The organism is Tardiphaga sp. 42S5, assembly GCF_034044155.1.
GTDB lineage: Bacteria > Pseudomonadota > Alphaproteobacteria > Rhizobiales > Xanthobacteraceae > Tardiphaga > Tardiphaga robiniae.
In genome coordinates, this window is sequence record NZ_CP139027.1 from 3,434,419 (window position 1) to 3,454,614 (window position 20,196).

15 protein-coding genes are annotated in these 20,196 nt (G+C 62.4%); 8 read left to right on the plus strand and 7 right to left on the minus strand.

Features of this window, described 5'->3' with window-relative positions:
- Nucleotides 1-77 precede the first annotated feature (77 nt).
- Nucleotides 78-758 carry a response regulator transcription factor gene (locus SFY93_RS15840; protein WP_068730718.1) on the plus strand — a complete coding sequence of 227 codons (681 nt, stop codon included), beginning with the start codon at nt 78-80 and terminating at the stop codon, nt 756-758.
- A 20-nt stretch (nt 759-778) separates the two neighbouring features.
- On the opposite strand, the gene SFY93_RS15845 is transcribed toward SFY93_RS15840, so the two are convergent.
- Genes SFY93_RS15845 through SFY93_RS15855 form a run of 3 tightly spaced genes read right to left on the minus strand, consistent with a single transcriptional unit; the run spans nt 779 to nt 3,230 of the window.
- On the minus strand, nt 779-1,435 hold the full coding sequence (locus tag SFY93_RS15845) for an HD domain-containing protein (RefSeq protein WP_320443793.1): 657 nt from the start codon (nt 1,433-1,435) through the stop codon (nt 779-781).
- Between the two features lie 41 nt (nt 1,436-1,476).
- On the minus strand, nt 1,477-2,451 hold the full coding sequence (locus SFY93_RS15850) for an alpha/beta fold hydrolase (protein ID WP_414716925.1): 975 nt from the start codon (nt 2,449-2,451) through the stop codon (nt 1,477-1,479).
- A gap of 38 nt (nt 2,452-2,489) precedes the next feature.
- The gene (locus SFY93_RS15855) at nt 2,490-3,230 is read right to left on the minus strand and encodes an SDR family oxidoreductase (RefSeq protein WP_320443794.1); all 741 of its coding nucleotides are present in this window, start codon (nt 3,228-3,230) and stop codon (nt 2,490-2,492) included.
- Between the two features lie 248 nt (nt 3,231-3,478).
- On the opposite strand from SFY93_RS15855, the gene SFY93_RS15860 reads away from it, so the two are divergent.
- From SFY93_RS15860 to SFY93_RS15870, 3 genes are all read left to right on the plus strand, one after another.
- The gene (locus tag SFY93_RS15860) at nt 3,479-5,062 is read left to right on the plus strand and encodes a winged helix-turn-helix domain-containing tetratricopeptide repeat protein (protein WP_320447782.1); all 1,584 of its coding nucleotides are present in this window, start codon (nt 3,479-3,481) and stop codon (nt 5,060-5,062) included.
- Between the two features lie 142 nt (nt 5,063-5,204).
- Complete coding sequence (locus SFY93_RS15865; protein ID WP_320443795.1) at nt 5,205-6,665, plus strand: sensor histidine kinase; 1,461 nt, start codon at nt 5,205-5,207, stop codon at nt 6,663-6,665.
- Nucleotides 6,662-9,625: a bifunctional [glutamine synthetase] adenylyltransferase/[glutamine synthetase]-adenylyl-L-tyrosine phosphorylase gene (locus SFY93_RS15870; protein ID WP_320443796.1), complete on the plus strand. Its 2,964-nt coding sequence runs from the start codon at nt 6,662-6,664 to the stop codon at nt 9,623-9,625. The genes SFY93_RS15865 and SFY93_RS15870 overlap by 4 nt, the downstream gene beginning before the upstream one ends.
- An 86-nt stretch (nt 9,626-9,711) precedes the next feature.
- On the opposite strand, the gene SFY93_RS15875 is transcribed toward SFY93_RS15870, so the two are convergent.
- The 4 genes from SFY93_RS15875 to SFY93_RS15890 all read right to left on the minus strand — a co-directional run bounded on the left by SFY93_RS15875 (nt 9,712) and on the right by SFY93_RS15890 (nt 15,597).
- Nucleotides 9,712-10,680 (minus strand): Bug family tripartite tricarboxylate transporter substrate binding protein, encoded by a 969-nt coding sequence (locus SFY93_RS15875; RefSeq protein WP_320443797.1) that lies wholly within the window; start codon nt 10,678-10,680, stop codon nt 9,712-9,714.
- Between the two features lie 363 nt (nt 10,681-11,043).
- Nucleotides 11,044-13,368 carry a PAS domain-containing sensor histidine kinase gene (locus SFY93_RS15880; RefSeq protein ID WP_320443798.1) on the minus strand — a complete coding sequence of 775 codons (2,325 nt, stop codon included), beginning with the start codon at nt 13,366-13,368 and terminating at the stop codon, nt 11,044-11,046.
- Nucleotides 13,369-13,612: 244 nt separating this feature from the next.
- Nucleotides 13,613-14,581: a zinc-binding dehydrogenase gene (locus tag SFY93_RS15885; protein WP_320443799.1), complete on the minus strand. Its 969-nt coding sequence runs from the start codon at nt 14,579-14,581 to the stop codon at nt 13,613-13,615.
- 20 nt (nt 14,582-14,601) lie between these two features.
- Nucleotides 14,602-15,597, minus strand: a complete 996-nt coding sequence (locus SFY93_RS15890) for an NAD(P)H-dependent flavin oxidoreductase (protein WP_320443800.1) — start codon at nt 15,595-15,597, stop codon at nt 14,602-14,604.
- Here SFY93_RS15890 and SFY93_RS15895 point away from each other — a divergent pair.
- The 4 genes from SFY93_RS15895 to SFY93_RS15910 all read left to right on the plus strand — a co-directional run bounded on the left by SFY93_RS15895 (nt 15,556) and on the right by SFY93_RS15910 (nt 20,102).
- Entirely contained in the window at nt 15,556-16,230 is a 675-nt protein-coding gene (locus SFY93_RS15895) for a MarR family winged helix-turn-helix transcriptional regulator (RefSeq protein ID WP_320443801.1), read from the plus strand. The genes SFY93_RS15890 and SFY93_RS15895 overlap by 42 nt on opposite strands.
- A 67-nt stretch (nt 16,231-16,297) precedes the next feature.
- Nucleotides 16,298-16,804, plus strand: coding sequence for a (2Fe-2S)-binding protein (locus SFY93_RS15900; protein ID WP_320443802.1), 507 nt, complete (start codon nt 16,298-16,300; stop codon nt 16,802-16,804).
- On the plus strand, nt 16,801-17,787 hold the full coding sequence (locus SFY93_RS15905) for an FAD binding domain-containing protein (protein WP_320443803.1): 987 nt from the start codon (nt 16,801-16,803) through the stop codon (nt 17,785-17,787). The genes SFY93_RS15900 and SFY93_RS15905 overlap by 4 nt, the downstream gene beginning before the upstream one ends.
- A 41-nt stretch (nt 17,788-17,828) precedes the next feature.
- Nucleotides 17,829-20,102, plus strand: coding sequence for a xanthine dehydrogenase family protein molybdopterin-binding subunit (locus SFY93_RS15910; RefSeq protein WP_414717145.1), 2,274 nt, complete (start codon nt 17,829-17,831; stop codon nt 20,100-20,102).
- Nucleotides 20,103-20,196 lie beyond the last annotated feature (94 nt).

Below are 20,196 nucleotides of genomic sequence, written 5' to 3' on the forward strand. Positions count from 1 at the left end.
CCGCCGCCTTGCATGAAAGCCCGGTGCGCGCCATGGTGACCGAGACTCACAAGATCCACAGCGAATCCGATCCCCAGATGCGTCTGCTCATCATCGAAGACGACCGCGAATCCGCCGACTATCTGGTCAAGGCTTTCCGTGAGGTCGGCCATGTGGCCGATCACGCCAGCGATGGCGAGGAAGGTTTCGCGCTCGCCGATTCCGGCGATTACGACGTGCTGGTGGTCGATCGCATGTTGCCGAAGCGCGATGGACTCTCCGTCATCGGCGGCCTGCGCGACAAGGGTAACCGGACGCCGGCACTGATCCTCTCGGCGCTGGGCCAGGTCGACGACCGCATCAAGGGCCTGCGCGCCGGCGGTGACGACTATCTGCCGAAGCCTTATTCATTCGCGGAGCTGCTCGCGCGCGTCGAAGTGCTGTCGCGCCGCCAGGGTGGTCCCGCTGAAGAAACGACCTATCGCGTCGGTGATCTCGAACTCGACCGGCTGTCCCATGGCGTGACGCGCGGTGGCCAGGAACTGATCCTGCAGCCTCGCGAATTCCGGCTGCTCGAATATCTCATGAAACATGCCGGGCAGGTGGTCACCCGCACCATGCTGCTGGAAAACGTCTGGGATTATCATTTCGATCCGCAAACCAACGTGATCGACGTCCACATCTCGCGCCTGCGCTCGAAGATCGACAAGGGCTTTGAGCGTCCGCTGCTGCATACCATCCGCGGCGCCGGCTATATGGTCCGCGACGGCATGAAGTAAGCGGCGGCCCCGTCGCGCATCTATGGCTGTTCTTCGTCGAACGGCGCGTTGATCACCAGTTCGACGACGGAGCTTGCCTTGTAGCCCGCAACGAAACGTTCGCCGAAATCGCGAATGAAGTTGTCGTAAGTGGTGCCGGGTTGGGTCCGGGCGATATGGCAGAAGCAGCGAGTCATTTTCTGTTTCATTCCCAAACGTGGAAATTCCGCGACAATTGCCGCAACTTCGCTCGGCGGAATAAGCTCATACTGCAAGCCGACGACATCGAAGCAGATGCCGGCGGTGCAGAGTGCGACTTCGGCTTCCTTGAACAGCCCAATCGACGGCGTGGAATTGAGCGCAACGCTATCCCAGATCAACTGTGCACGGCTTCGGTCGAAGCCATGCTCCCGTGCAAAGAGACGCGCGAGGTCGGCGCCTTCTACTTCGAAGCGACGCGGCCCGGCGAAGCGTTCATTGAGCGTGATGTCATGCAGCAGTGCTGCGACGGCGAGAACCTCGCCGTCGTGCTCGATGTTCTGCAGTTGAGCGAGCCGCACCGCAAACAACCATGACCTGACGACATGGTTGAACAGGTACGGTTCGCAACTGTTCCGGGCGTGGTCGATCGCGCTGGCGATGATGGCCGTATCGGGGACGGTTACTCCCGCCAGTTGCCTGTCATTGATCTGTTGCATGTTCGTCGCCTCGCTCTGCCGGACCGTGAAGGTTGCTTGTGCTAGCTCTTCAGGAATTTCAGCAGTTCGGCATTGACCTGATCTGCATGAGTCGCCGTGATGCCGTGCGGTGCGCCGGGATAATAGACATCCTTGGCACCCTTGATCAGCTTGGCTGATTTCACCGCGGAGTCCTTCACGGGCACGATCTGATCGTCCTCGCCATGCAGGACGAGGGTAGGGATGTCGAACTTCTTCAGGTCTTCCGTGAAATCCGTCTCCGAGAACGCCTTCACGCTCTCATAGGCGTTCTTCGCGCCAGCCTGCATGCTCCACAGCCAGAACTGATCCAGCGTCCCCTGCGAGACTTTCGCGCCGGGCCGGTTGGCGCCGTAGAAGGCGATCGCCAAATCCTTGTAGTATTGTGAGCGGTCGCCCGCGACACCGGCGCGGATGCCGTCGAACACCTCGATCGGCAGTCCTTCCGGATTGGCTGGTGTCTTCAGCATGATCGGCGGCACCGCCGCGATCAGCACCGCCTTCTTCACGCGCTTGGTGCCGTGGCGGCCGATGTAGCGTGCGACTTCGCCGCCGCCCGTGGAATGGCCGACCAGCGTCGCGTCCTTCAGATCGAGCGTCTCGATGACTGCGGCGAGATCGTCGGCATAGCCGTTCATGTCATTGTTGTTCGAGGCCTGGCTGGAGCGGCCATGACCGCGGCGGTCATGGGCTACGACACGGTAGCCATGCTGGGCGAGAAACAGCATCTGGCCGTCCCACGCGTCCGCGTTGAGCGGCCAGCCATGGGAGAAGGTAACGACCGGGCCCTTGCCCCAGTCCTTGTAATAGATTTCGGTGCCGTCCTTTGTGGTGATGGTGCTCATGGTGCGATGTCCTTTGTGAGCGTGAGGTTTGGTTGGCTTGTCGCCGGCCTTGCCCTCGGCGATCGAGGGCAAGCCGGCAGTGATCGCAGTGATGGCGGCAGCTGCGAGCAGATCGCGGCGGGAGGGTATCGAGCGCGGAACGTCGTCGGTCATGGTCGGTCCTTGGTTGGCGGAGAGGCAGCTTGCGTCGATCAGCCCTTGAGCCAGTCGTCGAGATGGATCGCTCCGATGCGCGCGCCGGCATCGGGCGTCAGGGAGCGATCGTTGATCGGCGTGCCGAAATAACCCACGTGGATGTCGGCGATGACCTGGCGTGGGTCCTGCTTTGCCGTCAGATATTTGCGCCCGAGTGCGTCGAGCGGGAGCGGTTCGGGCCCGGCCACCTCGACGACGCCGTTCACTGGGGTGCCCAGGGCAAGGTCCACCATGGCGGCTGCCACGTCCGCAGATGCGATGGGCTGGATCAGGGCCGGCGCCAGGCGAATCACGTCGCCGTCCACGCCGCCTTGCACGATGGCGGGGATGAATTCGAAGAACTGCGTCGCCCGCAGGATCGTGTAGGGCATTCCGGACGCCTTGATGAGATCTTCCTGGGCCAGCTTGGCGCGGAAGTAGCCGCTGGCCTGAAGGCGCTCGGTCCCGACCACAGACAGGGCCAGATGATGCTGGACGTCTGCGGCTTTTTCCGCCGCGAGCAGGTTGCGGCTGGATGTCTGGAAGAATTCCATCACCGGCCCGTCCTCGAATGATGGCGAATTCGCCACGTCGATGACGACGTTTGTCCCGGACATGGCCTCGGCCAGTCCTTCCCGCGTCAGGGTGTTGACGCCCGTCGACGGCGAGGCGGCGAAGACCTTGTGGCCCAGCTTCCTCAAGCCGCTCACGACCTGCGTACCGATGAGGCCGCTACCTCCGATGACGACGATTTTCATGTTATTTTCTCCCTTTCACACGGTGACGATCGTGTGGGCGGACCATGCGCCGCGGCGCACAGGAAGACTTTGCCGCAATCTTCGTTTTCTCTTGAGTTTCGCTTGGATGTTCGTTCAGAAAGGGCCGGCTGGCACGTCACCGCCGATGGCGCGCGACAGGCCAGTTGTGGGGTCGGTTCTGTTGCCTCCTGAAGGTCTTGACGGTTCATTGCCGCCGGCCGAAAACGCAGGCAGTCATGGAGCGCCGAGTGCCGTATCTGTTCGCAGGCTATGTCCTCGATCCCGACCGCAGAGAGTTGTCGCATGGCAGCGACAAGGTGGCGATCACGCCGCAGGCTTTCGACCTGCTGCTGCATCTGGTGAAGAACCGCGACCACGTCGTCAGCAAGGATGCCCTTCTCGATGCCGTGTGGGCGGGACGGATCGTGTCCGAATCGACGCTGGCCAGTCACATCAATGCGGTACGCAAGGCGCTGGGCGATAGCGGGGATGAACAGCGGCTGCTGAAGACGGTGGCGCGCAAGGGCTTTCGCTTCGTTGGCGATGTGACCGAGACGGCAATGCCGGCGCAGTCTGATGCGGCGGTTGCCGATCACGCCACATCGACGGTGAACCCGGACGCCGCGCTGACGTTGCCCGATCGGCCGTCAATCGCAGTATTGCCGTTCCTCAATCTGAGCGGCGATCCGCAGCAGGACTATTTCGTCGATGGCATGGTCGAGGACATCATCCTCGCGCTGTCGCGGCTTCGCTGGCTGTTCGTCATCGCCCGCAATTCCAGTTTCACGTTTAAAGGCCGTGCCGTGGACGTCCGCGAGGTCGGGCGCGAACTTGGCGTGCGCTATGTACTGGAAGGCAGCGTGCGCCGTGTGGCGAACCGCGTGCGCATCACCGGACAGCTCGTCGATACCACCACGGGCATGCATCTGTGGGGCGAGCGCTTCGAGAGTGTCGTCGATGACATCTTCGATCTGCAGGATCAGGTCACGGAAAGCGTCGTGGGCGCCATCGCGCCGCAGCTTGAATTTGCGGAGATCGAACGCGCCAAACGGAAGCCGACCGAAAGCCTCGACGCCTATGATTACTACCTGCGCGGACTGGCGAATTTTCATGTGTCGACGCGCGATGGAATCGATGCGGCATTGGCGAATTTCTACAAAGCCATCGAGCTCGATCCCGACTTCGCTGCCGCCTATGGGATGGCCGCGGGATGCTTCTACTGGCGCAAGATGAACCGCTGGCTTTCCGATCGTGTGGTTGACGGGCGTGAAGCGGCGCGGCTTGCCGAACGCGCCGTCACCCTCGGCAAGAACGACGCGGTAGCGCTGACACGCGGCGGCCATGCCTGGCCGCATTTCGGCGGCGACCTGCATGCCTGCGTCGCCTATGTCGATCGTGCGCTGGTGCTCAATCCCAATCTCTCGACGATCTGGTATCTCGGGGGCTATCAACGCGTTTCGCTTGGCGAGCACGACGAGGCCATCGCCTATTTTTCACGCGCCATGCGGCTCAGTCCGCTCGATCCCGAGACATTCCAGATGCATACGGGAATCGCGATGTCGCATCTCTATTCGCGACGCTTTGATACCGCGCTCGATTGCTTGCGGGAGGCGTCGCGCGAGGTGCCGAACATTCTCCGTGTTGCTGCATTTCAGGCGGCCGCGCATGCTCTGGGTGGGCGAATGGAAGAGGCGCGCGAGGCGATGGGCCATGTGCGCCGGCTCGATCCCACATTGCGGCTCAGCAATATTGACGACTGGCTGCTGGTGCGGCGACCGCAGGACTTCGCACTGGCATCGGAGGGCCTGCGAAAAGCCGGCCTTCCGGAGTGAACCTGGCTGAAAGATAAAATTCCTGCAGTCGGGCGACATTACCAACATCTCATATTCCCGCCCTGTTTGTTGCAGCTTGCGCCTGCTAGAACAGGGGATGACGTCCAGAACCTTCCATTTCCGCACGTCCCGAGCGTGACCCGTGACGGCTATCGGTAAACTGTTTCGCACGACGGCCTTCCGGTTGACGTTGGCCTATCTGCTGCTGTTCGCGCTGTTTGCAGCATCGCTGCTCGGCTATTTCGCCTGGAATACACACCGGCTGATCAACGATCAGATCACGACCACGGTCGATGACGAAATGACCGAGCTGAGCGATCTGTTCGGGCGGCGCGGCTTGCGGGGAATCGTTGGCGCCATCGAGAACCGGGCGCTGCGTCCTGGCGCCAACCTCTATCTGATCACGACACCGGCGGGTCAATCCATCGCCGGCAACGTGTCCTCACTGGCGCCCGGCGTGATGGCGACCACGGGCTGGTCCGAGACCGCCTATCGCCGGCTCGACGATCCCGACTCGTCCAACCATCGCGCTCTGGTGAAGGTGACGCAATTGAGCAGCGGCTTCCGGCTGCTGATCGGCCATGATCTCGAGGAACGCCGGCGCCTGTTCGACATCGTCGGCGATGCCGCGAAGTGGTCGGTGTTGATCGTCGTTGTCCTTGGACTCGGCGGCGGCATCTTCGTCGCCAGCCGCGTGCTGCGGCGGATCGACGCCATGACCGGCACCACCCAGCGTATCATGGCGGGCGATCTCTCCGGCCGTCTGCCGGTCGGACGCAGCGGCGACGAACTCGACCGTCTCGCGGAAAATCTCAATGCCATGTTGGAGCGCATTGAAGCGCTGATGACAGGACTGAAGGAAGTCTCGGACAATATCGCCCATGACCTCAAGACGCCGCTCACGCGGCTGCGCAATCGGGCCGAGGAGGCGCTGGCACGATCCAGCAACGAGGCCGAATATCGCGCGGCGCTGGAACGCACCATTGAGGAATCCGATGGCCTGATCCGGACCTTCAATGCGCTGCTGATGATCGCACGTGCTGAATCAGGACAGGCGCGCGGCAATATGGACAATTTCGACGCTGCTGAAGTGGCCGAGGGCATCCACGAGCTCTATGAACCGCTTGCTGAAGACAGCGATCTTACGCTGACCGTCAAGACCGCGGCTGCGCCGCTGCGTGGCAATCGTGAACTGATCAGCCAGGCGCTCGCCAATCTCGTCGAAAACGCGATCAAATATGGCAAACCTGCGATCACGGACGAGAATGCCGATAGCGCGGGCGCTGCGGCCGCCAAGGACATCGTGATCGAGGCGCGGCGCGAGGGCGATCAGGTGCTGCTCAGCGTGTCCGATCATGGTCCCGGCATTCCCGAAGCCGACCGGAAACATGCGATAGAGCGCTTCGTGCGGCTGGAAGCGAGCCGCACATTGCCCGGTTCCGGCCTCGGTCTCAGTCTTGCATCTGCCGTGGCCACGCTGCATGGCGGTGAATTGCAGCTGGGCGACAATCATCCAGGGTTGCGGGTCACGCTGGCGCTGCCGGCAGTGGCAGCCGAAGGCCTTGCGGGTCAAACGGGGAATGTGCCACAGAAGTCGGCATGACTTCAGCCGCAACAGGCGAGGGCCAGCTTCCGTTGGCCGCGCAATTCGTCAGCGGACCGCAGCTGTTCGCCCCCGCCGATGCCGAGCAGCGCTTCGGCGAATGGCTCGCCGATCTCGCGCCGGACGATGCCGCCGCATTTCGCGCGATCACCGACCAATTTCCGCATGCCAGAGTGATCCTGCTCGGCATTGCCGAGGCGTCGCCCTATCTGTTCGATCTGATCCGTGCCGATGCCGCACGTGCATTGCGGCTGCTGCGTTGCGATCCCGAGCAGTATCTCGCCACTCTGATCGCCGAGACCTCCGCGAATGTCGCTGCCGCCGGCGGCGATCCCGATGTCATGCATCTGCTGCGACGCATGAAATCCGAAGCGGCCTTGTTGATTGCGTTGTGCGATATCGGTGGCGTCTGGCCGGTGATGCGCGTCACGCGGGCGCTGACCGATCTCGCTGTGTCCTCCGTCCAGACGACGGTGCGCTATCTCCTGCGCCAGGACATGGCACGCAAGCGTATCCTGCCGCCGGATCCCGAGAATCCGGAGCAGGGCAGCGGCCTGATTGTGCTGGCGATGGGCAAGATGGGCGCCGGCGAACTGAACTATTCCAGCGACATAGACCTAATCGTTTTCTTCGATCTCGAGGCGCATACGCTGGCCGAGGATATCGAGCCGAATTCATTCTTCGTGCGCATCGCGCAGGGCGTGTCGCGGCTGCTGCAGCAGCGCACCGGCGACGGCTATGTGTTCCGCGTCGATCTGCGGCTGCGACCCGATCCCGCCTCGACGCCGGTGGCGGTCTCGACCGCGTCGGCGCTGCATTACTATGAGCGCGAGGGGCGCACATGGGAACGCGCGGCAATGATCAAGGCGTTCCCTTGCGCCGGCGATTTCAAGGCCGGCGAGGCGCTGCTGGCCGAGATCGCGCCGTTCGTCTGGCGCAAGCATCTTGATTTCGCCGCACTGGCCGATGTCCATGACATGAAACGGCAGATGCAGACGTTTCGCGGGCAGAATGAAATCTCCGTCGAGGGGCATAATGTCAAGGTCGGGCGCGGCGGCATCCGTGAGATCGAGTTCTTCGCGCAGACCCAGCAGCTGATTGCCGGCGGGCGCCATCCGGAATTGCGCGTGCGGCCGACGCTGGAGGCGCTGAATATTCTCGCTGCCAGCAACTGGATCACCTTTGAGGCGCGCGATGAACTGACGCTCGCCTATGAATTCCTGCGCCGTGTCGAGCATCGACTGCAGATGGTGGCCGACGAACAGACTCATTCGCTGCCCGATGACGTCGGCGCCATGGAACGCTTTGCGCGCTTCTTCGGCTATGACAGCCGCGAGTCATTTGCCAGCGATCTGCTCGGGCATCTCAATTGCGTGCAGGGGCATTATGGCCGCCTGTTCGAAGGCGACCCCACCGATAACGTCCATCTGCCGGCTATCGACTACAAAGCGGGGGCAACGGATCAGCGGCTGCTCGAACATTTCACCAAACTCGGTTTCCGCAAGCCTGCCATGGTGGCGGAGACGGTGCAGCACTGGATGACGGATGACTATCGCGCGCTCAAATATGAGGGCACGCGGCAGGCGTTCATGGAATTCGTGCCTTCGCTGATCGTCGGACTGGCCGATGCCGAAGAGCCCGACCTTGCGGTCGTTGCGTTCGACCGCTTTCTGCAGGCGTTACAGCGCGGCGGCCGGCTGATCTCGCTGCTCAGCCAGAACCGCGATCTCGTCGCGCTGGTGGCGCTTGTACTTGGCGCGGCGCCGCGTCTGGGTGACATGCTGGCGCGGCAGCCGCAGATCATGGACGGGCTCATCGATCCGCGCTTCTTCGGCGCCATGCCGGATCAGCGTGAGCTGTCGACGCGTCTTGCGGCGACCCTCGAAGACGCCAATTCCTATGAAGAGTTTCTCGATCGTCTAAGGCTGTTCGGGCAGGAAAGCCTGTTCCTGATCGGGACGCGTATTCTGTCGGGCACGGTGTCGGCGCAGCAGGCCGGAATTGCGTTCGCCGACGTCGCCGAAGGCATCGCGCATACGCTGCATGGGCTGGTGCTCGATCAGTTCGTTGCCCAGCACGGCCGCATCAAGGATCAGCAGACCGCAATCGTAGCCATGGGCAAGCTCGGCAGCCGCGAGATGACGGCGGCATCTGATCTCGATCTGATTCTGATTTACGACTTCGATCACGACGCGCCGGACTCCGATGGACCGCGTCCGCTGCACGGCGCGCAGTATTTTGCGCGGCTGACGCAGCGCCTGATCAGCGCCTTCACCACGCGCACCAATTACGGCGTGCTCTACGAGGTCGATATGCGGCTTCGCCCGTCGGGCCGGGCAGGACCTTTGGCGTCGCGCATCGACTCCTTCGCAGAATATCAGGAGACCGAGGCCTGGACCTGGGAGCACATGGCGCTGACGCGCGCGCGGGTGATTTCGGCGACGCCTGCGTTCCGCGAGAAGATCGAACTGGTCATCCGCGACGTGCTGACGCGTCCGCGTGAGACCACGATCATCGCCAACGATGTTGCCGAGATGCGTCAGGCCATCGCCGAGGAGAAGGGCGAAGACGATATCTGGGACCTGAAACATGCCGCGGGTGGCATGGTCGATATCGAATTCATCGTGCAATATCTGCAGCTGGTACATGCGGCAGAGAAGCCCGAGATCCTCAGCATCAGTACGCAACAGGTGCTGGAGAATGCGGCGCGACTGGGCATTCTGTCGCCAGCCGCCGCCGATGTGCTGCGTCCGGCAGTGCGGCTCTATCACGACCTCACGCAGGTGCTGCGGCTATGCGTGAGCGACAAGTTCAAGCCGGAAACCGCAGGCACGGATCTGTTGCGCATGCTCGCACGGGTGAGCAACGAGCCGGACTTCTCTTCGTTGCAAGCACGGGTGCGCGATATGCAAGCCGACGTGCGGCAGGTGTTCCGCCTTGTTGTAGAAGGCGCTAGTTAGTGTTCTCGTGGAAATCGAAGCTCGGCGAGCCGCGATTTCCATGACGTGGGTTTCGTCGATCGTCCGGTCGGGACGAGAGCGCGCTATCACTGCTCCGGCTTGACCTTGCCGATCTCGACAACCGTCTTCCAGCGGGCGAGTTCTTTTTCCAGGAAGCTCTGAAATTCCGCGCTCGTATTAGCGACGACCTCGAAGCCGCTATCGGTCAGCCGCTTCTTGAGATCGGGCGAGGTGAGGGCGGTGGTGATCGATGTTTCGAGCTTGGTCTTCACATCGGCCGGAAGGCCCTTGGGCGCGACGAAGGCCTGCCACGAATAGATATTGAGATCGTCGACGCCGACTTCCTTCATCGTTGGGGTCTGCGGGAATGAATCGGAGCGCGTGTCACTGGTAACGGCCAGAATTTTCATCTTGCCGCCTCGGATGTAGTTGGCGACTGCGCCGAGATTCTGGAAGGAGACGTCGACATGTCCGCCCATCAGGTCCGTATGGGCCTGCGAGCCGCCCTTGTAGGGCGTATGGATACCGGTGGTCCCCGTCTTCTGCCAGAACAGCACCGCCGTCAGATGGTCGGACGAGCCCACGCCCGATGAGGCGAACGTGACCTTGTCCGGATTCTTCTTGAGATAGTCGATGAGTTCCTGGACGGTATTGGCCGGGAAATCGGGGCGCGTGATCAGCACGTTGGGATTGCGCACAGCGACACTGAGCAGATCGAAATTCTGGAGCGGGTGATAGCCCGGGTCCTTGTAAAGCACCGGATTGATCGCGATGACGCCGATCGAGCCCACCATCAGTGTGTAGCCATCCGGCTTTGAGCGAGCGAGTTGTGTCGCGCCGATGGAGCCGTTGGCGCCGGGTTTGTTCTCGATGATGAAGGACTGCCCGAAGCTTTCCTGCATCTTTTGCGTGGTCATGCGCGCCGTCGTATCGCTTGCGCCGCCGGCGGTGAAAGGCACGATCACCGTGACGGATTTCGATGGATAGTCTTGCGCGACCGCCATGCCTGGCACTGTCAGACAGAATGCCGCCACGGCGAGATGGCTCAGTTTCATCGTCGTTTCCTCCACTGGAATGCTTTTGTTTATTGAACAGGCGACAATCTTCGTGTCGCTCTTGTCTGGACTGCTCCTCCATGTGCTGAAGAGCAGTGTGGTTCGTGAGTTCAGGAACTCCCTTCAATCGGCAACCGCTGCAGTCTTGTTGGCAAATACTTCGCAGATGGTGGCTTTGAAAATTGATAGGTCACACGAGAAAGAATCGCGGTCCCAGTCCAGACCGCCCGTGTCGACGCGTCAATATAGCGACCTGCAACCTTTAGTATAGGTGTGGGCGGGGGCCTCCCAAGCGGCCATTTGACGCTTGAGTGTCATGCCATGGGCGTTGGCTCGGCGCGGTCAGCGGGAAGCAATCGACGCCTAGGCGGCCTCGGAGATTTCCGCTGGCCTGTGTCTGCCGCGGAGCGGGATGGTGACGCAGACTACAGTGCCGGTGCCGAGCTTGGAGCGCAGCTTCATCGATCCGCCATGCAGGTTGGTCAGCGATTTGGCGATAGCCAGACCGAGGCCCGAGCCGTGATAGGTCTTGGCGAGCTGGCTCTCGACCTGTTCGAACGGGCGTCCCAGACGCTTCAGCGACTGCGGGGCGATGCCGATGCCACTATCGGCGATCATCAGTGCGACGGAGTCGCGCAGCACGCGGCTGCGCACGGTGACACGGCCGCCATCGGGTGTGAACTTCACGGCATTCGAGAGCAGATTGACCAGGATCTGCTTGATGGCGCGGCGGTCGGCCACCACCGGTGCATCGGCCGCGATGTCGGCGCTGAGTGTCAGATTCTTGTCGTCGGCGCGGCCGGAGACGACACGCAGCGCTTCGGAGAGTGTCTGTCCGAGATCGAGCGGCTCAAGGTCCAGCTGCATACGACCTGCCTCGATCTTCGACATATCGAGAATGTCATTGATGACTTCGAGCAGATAGTGACCGCTGGTGAGAATGTCGTGGCAGTATTCGGCATATTTGTCGGAGCCGAGATTGCCGAACATGCCGCTGCCCATGATTTCCGAGAAGCCGATGATGGCATTCAACGGCGTGCGCAGTTCGTGGCTCATATTGGCCAGGAATTTCGACTTGGTCTGGTTGGCTTCCTCAGCGCGGTTCTTCTCGTCGGAATATTTCTGGGCCAGGTCCGCAAGTTCGAGCGCCTGTTTCTCCAGCGCGGCCTGGGAGTGCTTGAGATCGATGACGCTGGCGCGAAGGCGCAGATCGTTGTCGACGAGCTTGTGCTCGTGCTCCTTGATGCGGGTGATGTCGGTGCCGACGGAGACGTAGCCGCCGTCCTTGGTACGGCGCTCGCTGATATGCAGCCAGCTGCCGTCCTCAATCTGCGCTTCGAAGGTACGGGCGCCAGGGGCCGCAGCGCCGGATTCCGCGAGACGCGAGCGGACCTCGGGCATGCTGCCGACTTCGAGCACGGTCTCGTAGGACGTCCCGGGCGACACCGCCGAGTCCGGCAGCTTGTGCAGGCGCTGGAAATGCGAGTTGCAGAGCACCAGGCGATCTTCCGCGTCCCACAGCACGAAGGCTTCGGGAATGGTCTCGATGGCGTCGCGCAGCCGGACGTCGGCCTCGACGGTCTTCTCGGCGAGGCTCTTCTGTTCGGTGACGTCGATGGCGATGCCGATCAGGTGCTGGCTGCCATCGTTCTGGCCCTGCGCGAGTTCGCAGCGCAATTGCAGCCAGATCCAGTGGCCGTTGCTGTGCTGCATGCGGAAGGTCTGGTCGATGTGATCGATCTTGAACGAAATCAACTGATCGGCGATCTCGAACAGGTTGATGTCGTCGGATTGTACCAGTGCGTTGACTTCGCCGAAGGTCAGCAGGTCGCTGCGGCTGTCGAGGCCCAGCATGGTGAACATCGACTGCGACCAGAAGATGCGGCCGCGCGACAGATCCCAGTCCCACAATCCGCAGCGGCCGCGGTTGAGGGCGGTGTCGATGCGGCCACGCACGGCGTCGTTGATCGCGTCGCCTTCGCGGGCACGGGTCGATTGCCAGTGGAAGGCGAAGCCGAGGATCAGTACCACGAAGCCGGTGGTGGCCGAGAGTGTGATCGACAGCGCGGAGTCCGAGCGCCAGATCGGCTCGTTGTTCTCCTGAATGACAACTACCTGACCCGGCAGGGCCTTGACGATGCGACGGGTGGCCAATGCATGGCTGTTGTCGGGCAGCTTCACATCGACAACGTCGGTGCGTTGACCCTGCGCAGCCATGGTCTGCGTTGCGCTGAGGACGTCGAGGATGCGATTGGCGTCGCCCGGCGGCAGGTCGATCGGCACGCGCGCGAGAATGCTTTGATCGGCACCCAGCACGATGACGTGGCGTCCCCCCGCGATCCCCCAGGATGGAATCAAACTGGGCAGCAGGCTCTGCAGGCGCTCGACGGCGGCAGAGCGATCCTGACGGATGGTGCCGTTGCGTTCGAGACGCTCGGCGAGCAGATCGGCGAGCGCTGCGAGATCGCGCTTCATCGATGCCTGCTTCTGCCGGCTCTGATCGACCACCTGCACGAAGGCGCCGAAGAAGATCGTGATGAGAAAAGCGATGATGAGTGTAGGGACGGCCCGGCGAAGTGCCGGCTCTGCGATCAGCAGCCTGTGATAGGCCGGTTTCGCGATAGACTGCGCCAATCCTTTGATCGAATCGGATTGGACGCATGCGTTGTCCGCATGCGCACGCGACATACTTAGCCCCCTCGGAAGAATCTCGCTCGCGTCGCTCGAAACAACTGCCCCGCCACCTCGAATCGCAAGACCAATAAGAATCCACTTTGCCAGGGCTGTCGAGAGTCAACGAAACGTTAACGTGAAATAAATCGTATCCACCGGAGAATTTCATCACTGTTCGGTACTTGCATGAGTCCGAAACAGGAACGCCGCGCATGAGAATCATGCGCGGCGCTGAAATCAATGACTCGCAGAACGCGCGTTACAACGTGACCACGATCTTGCCGAGATGCTTGTTTGCTTCCATGTGGTCGAACGCCGTTCCGATGTCGTCGAATGTGTAGACCTTGTCGATCGGCAGTTTCAGTTGGCCGGCTTCGATAGCGGGCCAGATGTCCGCACGCACCGCACTGAAGATGTCGCGAATCTCCTGCAGTGACCTCGTGCGGAAGGTCACGCCGATATAGGTGATGCGGCGGGCGGCATGGAGATCGAAATTGAAATCGCCATGCGTGCCGCCGAGCCGGCCGACATTGACGATGCGTCCCATCACCTTCGTGGCTTTCAGGTTCTGGTTGGCGACGGGGCCCGAGATCTGGTCGACGATCAGATCGACGCCGTCGCCGTCCGTGGCCTTGAGCACCTGATCGACCCAGCCAGCATCCTTCGAATCGATGGCGAGGTCGGCGCCAAAATCCTTCAGCCGGGCGCGACGTGCGGGGTCGGTGGATGAGCCGATCACCGTCTTTGCGCCCTTGAGCCTGGCGATCTGCAGCGCCATCAGGCCGACGCCGGAGCTGGCGCCCTGGATCAGGACGGATTGGCCGGGCTGCAGTCCGCCATTGGTCACCAGCGCATTGTGCATCGTGGTGATGGCGACGGGCAGGGTGCAGGCATCCTCGAAAGTCATGCTGGCTGGCATGTGGAACAGCCGGCCGTGATCGGTGACGGCGAATTCGGCGAAGGCCGCACCGCCGGAACCCATCACGCGATCCCCGACCTTGACGCCCTTGGCCTCCGGGCCGAGTTCGGCGATCTCACCGGCCCATTCCATTCCCAGCACCGTACCGACGCCGCCGGCAGCGCCGTGGACATGGCCTTTGGTCATGCCGAGGTCGGCGCGGTTAAGGCCGCAGGCTTTCACCTTAACCAGCACCTGCGTGCCGGTGGGCGAGGGCTTCGGGGCATCACCGATCGCAGCGCCATTGGCGCCGTAGACATAAGCTTTCATGGCTCTGCTTTCCGTTCCGTCTATTCAGCGGCTTGGCGCTGGCTGCCATCAAGCATGGCTTCGAAGCGTGCGCGGATAATCGTCTCGGCGTCATGCATGATGCGCGACACGAGTTCCTGGCAGCTCGGGATGTCGTGGATCAGGCCCTGGACCTGGCCGGCCGACCAGATGCCATCTTCGGCATCGCCGTGCGAATAGACCAGCTTGCCGCGGGCACCGGCGACAAGTTCCTTGATCTGCTCAAAAGTGGCGCCTTCCTTCTCCATGGCGACGACCTGTTTGCTCACCGCGTTCCTGGCGACGCGCGAGGTGTTGCGCATGGTGCGGAAGATCAGGTCGGTCTCGCGCTCGTCATTGGCGACGATGCGTTCCTTCACCAGCTGATGGATCGGGCTTTCCTTGGTGCACATGAAGCGCGTGCCCATATTGATGCCCTCGGCACCAAGCGCCAGCGCGGCGACAAGGCCGCGGCCGTCGCCGAAGCCGCCCGAGGCGATCATCGGGATCTTGATCTTGTCGGCCGCGGCCGGGATCAGGATCAGGCCGGGGGTGTCATCCTCACCGGGATGGCCGGCGCATTCGAAGCCGTCGATGGAGACCGCATCGACGCCCATCCGCTCGGCGGAGAGGCCGTGGCGCACGCTGGTGCATTTATGAATGACCTTGATGCCGTGCTTCTTAAATTCGGTGACGTGTTCCTGCGGCTTGTTGCCGGCAGTCTCGACCACCTTGATCCCGGCCTCGATGATGGCCTGGCGATATTCGGCGTAAGGCGGCGGCTTGATGGTCGGCAGAATGGTCAGGTTCACGCCGAACGGCTTGTCGGTCATGTCGCGGCAGCGCGCGATTTCCTTGGTGAGGTCTTCCGGCGTCGGCTGGGTCAGTGCGGTGATCAGGCCGAGCGCACCGGCATTGGCCACTGCGGCGACGAGCTCGGCGCGGCCGACCCACTGCATGCCGCCCTGGACGATCGGGTGTTCGACACCCACAAGCTCGGTAAAGCGCGTCTTGATCATGATGGTCCTCTTGTTTCCCCGGAGACGCGCTTGGCGCCGAATGGTTCTTGCTTGTTCGGGGCGAAGGATGCCGGTGGGGCGCAGCAATGTCTACCGCCACGGGATACGGCCCCATGCGCCGCCGATGCAGGTCTGATGCGTGGGGCGTGCCGTCGTGATCGCTGGAACTCGCGGCGCGAACATGCTTTTCTCCCGCGCATGACCGAGCCGACCCCGCAACAGATCGAACAACTCACGCGCGCTTTTGAACGTTTCACGCGCAAATTCAAAGTAGCCGAAGCCGCTGCGGCCGCCGACAACGCGCTCAATGCGCTCGACGCGCAGACGTTGGTGTTTGTCGGTGACAATCCCGGCTGCCTGATAGGCGACGTCGCCCGCTATCTCAATGTCGCCATGACCACCATGTCCTCTGCCATCGACCGGCTCGTCAAAAAGGCCCTGGTCGAGCGTCGCCGGCCCGAAGACAATCGCCGGTCCGTGGCGTTGACCGCGACCGAGAAGGGCAAGCAGGTGGTGGAAGAACAGGTCGCCGGCTATCGCGCGGCCTGTCAGATGATGCTGCGGTCACTCGACCCGATCGAGCGTAACGAATTGATCCGGTTGACGGAAAAAATCGCCGACAACGAAACTTGAACATTACGAAGTTCGTACTATCTTGAGCGTGCCGCCGGCCGTAAGCCGGTTCCTGACGGAGGCGCTCATGGCCATCGCCATCAACGGTACGGACTACTCGTTGCCCGACGATCCCCGGGTTTCGCTGCTCGACCTTCTGCGTGAACGGATCGGCCTGACCGGCACCAAGCTGGGCTGCAATCAGGGCGCCTGCGGCGCCTGTACCGTCATTCTCGATGGCGAGCGAGTGCTGTCCTGTCTGACACTTGCCGTGCAGGCGGACGGGTGCGCAGTGACTACCATCGAAGGCCTGAGCAAGCAGGGTGACATGCATCCCCTGCAGCGCGCATTCATCGAGCACGATGGCTTGCAGTGCGGCTATTGCACGCCCGGGCAGATCTGCTCAGCGGTCGCGATGCTCGGCGAGATGCGCCGCGGCGATCCCAGTTATGTCACCGCCGATCTCGTTGCGGGGCAGGGCAGCACCACCCGCGAGGAAATCCGCGAGCGCATGAGCGGCAATCTGTGCCGCTGTGGCGCCCATCACGGCATTGTCGAAGCGATCGAAGAACAGCTGGTTGGAGACGCCGCATGACGCCGTTCGATTATAGGCGCGCCGCCGACCAGACTGAAGCCCTGTCGCTCGCTGAGGGCGGACGCTGCCGCTTTCTCGGCGGCGGTACCAATCTCGTCGATCTGATGCGGCAGAATATCGAAGCGCCCGCGGCGCTGGTCGATGTCAGCCGATTGCCTGCTACTATCGATGTGATATCCGAAGGCGGCCTGATCATCGGCGCCGCCGTTCGCAACAGCGCGCTGGCCGCGCATCCGGTCGTGCGCGCGCATTATCCGATGCTGTCCCGCGCACTGCTGGCCGGTGCGTCGGCGCAGATCCGCAACATGGCCACCGTCGGCGGCAACCTGATGCAACGAACGCGCTGCTCGTATTTTTACGACGCTGCGGGATCACGATGCAATAAACGTGATCCCGGAGCCGGCTGCGATGCCATCGACGGCCTCAGCCGCAATCATGCGATCCTCGGCACTTCCGAGCATTGTATCGCGACGCTTCCGTCGGACATGTGCGTGGCGCTCGCGGCGCTGGATGCAATCGTGCATCTTGATGGCCCAATGGGCCCACGCAGCGTGCCGCTGCTGGATTTCCATCAACTGCCGGGGACGACGCCGCACATCGAGACCGTTTTGCGGCCCGGCGAGCTCATCACCGCAATCGCGATATCCCCCAGCGCTGTCGCAGCCAATTCGCGCTATCGTAAGGTCCGCGATCGCTCGAGCTACGCTTTCGCGCTGGTGTCCGTCGCCGCGGGGCTGGATGTCGCCGACGGCCGGATCAGGGACGTACGGATTGCTCTGGGCGGTGTCGCCGCAAAGCCATGGCGCGCGGTGCAGGCCGAAGACGTCCTGCGCGGCGAGGCGCCGACCCGGGAGAACTTCCTGCGGGCCGCCGATGTCGAACTCGCTGCGGCTAAACCCACCGAAGCCAACGCCTTCAAGATCGAACTCGCAAAGCGAACCATGGCCGCCGTTCTCGGCGATCTGACAGGAGCAGGCGCATGAGCAAGCTGCAAAATGCGATCGTCGGTGGTGTTCGCACGGCGATGGGCTATGTGCCATCGAGCTGGCTGCCGGGCGGCACGCGCGATCCGCTGATCGATAAGCGCGTCACCCTCGGCACGCAGCAGTCGCGGGTCGATGGTCCCGACAAAGTGCAGGGCGTTGCACGCTTTGCTGCGGAAGTGCGAATGGACGGGCTGGTCTATGCGGCCTGCGTGCATTCGACTATCGCGCGCGGCAAGATCACCGAACTCGATCTTGCTGCCGCGGAAGCCGCACCGGGCGTCGTGTTGGTCATGACCCATCGCAATGCGCCGAAACTGGCGTTGCCGCCGCCCATCGGCATGACCAATCTCAAGGCCGCAGGAAACAACATTCTCCCGATCATGCAGGATGCAGACATCCGCTGGAACGGGCAGACGGTCGCTCTGGTGCTGGCCGAGACCCAGGAGCAGGCGAACCACGCGGCGTGGCTGATCGTAGTTCGTTACGAGCAAGCCGCGGCACGCACCCGGTTCGAGGATGCAAAAGCTGACGCGACCACGCCCGACTCGCTGATGATCGAGCGCAACCGACTAAAGCGCGGCGATACGGACGCGGCATTTCGAAACGCCGCGGGCAGTGTCGACGCGGTCTATCGAACGCCTTGGCACAATCACAATCCGATCGAGCCCAATGCCGCGACGATCGCCTGGCAAGGCGACCGCCTGATCGTGCATGACGCGACGCAGATGCTTAACGGCACCGCGGGGTCGCTCGCAAAAGTGTTCGGCATCAAGGATACGCAGGTCTTTGTCAGCTCACCCTTCGTCGGCGGCGCTTTCGGTGGAAAGGCGCTGTGGGATCACCAGATCCTGGGCGCTGCCGCATCGAAACTCGCCGGCCGGCCGGTGCGGATCGCATTGTCGCGTGCCAGCATGCATCGATTGATCGGCGGCCGGAGCCAGACCGAGCAGCGTGTGGCGCTGGCCGCCGATCCGACCGGAAAGCTGAAGGCACTGTTGCATCAAGGTTTCTCCGTCAAACCCCCGCATAGCGTCTGCGACGAGGCCTTCACCCTGTCAGGCCGCTCGCTTTATGAATCGGAGAGCTACGATATCGTGCAGCACACGCTCGATCTCGATCTGCTGGCCAACACATTCATGCGCGCGCCCGGCGAGGCAGTCGGCACCTTTGCCATCGAGAGCGCGATGGACGAGCTCGCGCATGATCTCGGCATCGATCCGATTGCATTGAGGCTGCGCAATATCGGCGATACCGATCCGGTCAGCGGTGCGCCGCATTCCCAAAGTGACCTGACGCTGGCCTATGAGCTCGGCGCGAAAAAGTTCGGTTGGGATCGCCGCGCGGCGACACCAAAGTCGCATCAGGACGGCGAATGGCTGATCGGCATGGGCTGTGCCACCGGCTCTTTCCCCTATGTGCGCATGCCCGGAACGTCGGCGCGGATCACGATCGACAGCAATGGCCACGCCACGGTGTCGAGTGCCGCGCATGAGATGGGCATGGGCACTGCGACGGTGCAGCGACAGCATGCTGCGGATCGTCTCGGTTTGCCGCTCGATCACGTCACCGTGCGGATCGGCGACACCGATCTGCCTTTCGGCAGCTTTGCGGGCGGCTCATCGCAGACAGCTTCGCTCGGCGCTGCGATCAACGCGGCCAGCGTGAAACTGGCCGGAGATCTGCTGCGGCTGGCTGGTAACGACACGCCGCTGGCGGGATTGCGGGCGAACGAGATCGAATTCGCCGATCACGGCCTCCGCAAGATGGGCGAGCCATCGCGCTACGAGAGCTTCGCGTCGATCCTCGAGCGCGCGTCGCGCAGCGAGATCAGCGCGATGGGAGAGAGCGGGGCACCGCTCGAAATCCTGAAATTCTCCATGCACAGCCGATCGGCCATCTTTTGTGAACTCCGCGTTAGCGAGGTGACCGGCGAGGTCCGGGTCACCCGTCTTGTTGGAGCGTTCGATTGCGGCCGCATCCTTAATCCCAAGACGGCGACCAGCCAGTTTCGCGGCGGCATGATCATGGGGCTTGGTATGGCGCTCACCGAAGAGACGCTACTCGACAAACGTAACGGGCGGATCATGAGTGCGTCGATGACGGACTATCACGTGCCCGTGCATCTCGACGTGCCGGAGATCGATGTGTTGTGGACCGACATTCCGGACCCTCGCACGCCGATGGGCGCGCGCGGGATCGGCGAGATCGGCATCGCCGGTGTTGCCGCCGCTATCGCCAATGCGGTGTTCAACGCGACTGGAAAACGCGTCCGCGATCTGCCGCTGACGCCGGACAAGCTGCTCGGCGATTGAAGGATCTCGATCGCGCGCAGCGCGGACAAGGCAAAAGAACTGGCATCACGGACCGCTGGCGGTCCGTGTCGATACCGGTATGAAACGCGAAGTG

Coding starts and splice junctions, on each gene's coding strand:
- SFY93_RS15840 (WP_068730718.1), top strand. CDS start 78: ATGCGTCTGCTCATCATCGAAGACGACCGCGAATCCGCCGACTATCTG.
- SFY93_RS15845 (WP_320443793.1), bottom strand. CDS start 1,435: ATGCAACAGATCAATGACAGGCAACTGGCGGGAGTAACCGTCCCCGAT.
- SFY93_RS15850 (WP_414716925.1), bottom strand. CDS start 2,451: ATGACCGACGACGTTCCGCGCTCGATACCCTCCCGCCGCGATCTGCTC.
- SFY93_RS15855 (WP_320443794.1), bottom strand. CDS start 3,230: ATGAAAATCGTCGTCATCGGAGGTAGCGGCCTCATCGGTACGCAGGTC.
- SFY93_RS15870 (WP_320443796.1), top strand. CDS start 6,662: ATGACTTCAGCCGCAACAGGCGAGGGCCAGCTTCCGTTGGCCGCGCAA.
- SFY93_RS15875 (WP_320443797.1), bottom strand. CDS start 10,680: ATGAAACTGAGCCATCTCGCCGTGGCGGCATTCTGTCTGACAGTGCCA.
- SFY93_RS15880 (WP_320443798.1), bottom strand. CDS start 13,368: ATGTCGCGTGCGCATGCGGACAACGCATGCGTCCAATCCGATTCGATC.
- SFY93_RS15885 (WP_320443799.1), bottom strand. CDS start 14,581: ATGAAAGCTTATGTCTACGGCGCCAATGGCGCTGCGATCGGTGATGCC.
- SFY93_RS15890 (WP_320443800.1), bottom strand. CDS start 15,597: ATGATCAAGACGCGCTTTACCGAGCTTGTGGGTGTCGAACACCCGATC.
- SFY93_RS15900 (WP_320443802.1), top strand. CDS start 16,298: ATGGCCATCGCCATCAACGGTACGGACTACTCGTTGCCCGACGATCCC.
- SFY93_RS15905 (WP_320443803.1), top strand. CDS start 16,801: ATGACGCCGTTCGATTATAGGCGCGCCGCCGACCAGACTGAAGCCCTG.
- SFY93_RS15910 (WP_414717145.1), top strand. CDS start 17,829: ATGGGCTATGTGCCATCGAGCTGGCTGCCGGGCGGCACGCGCGATCCG.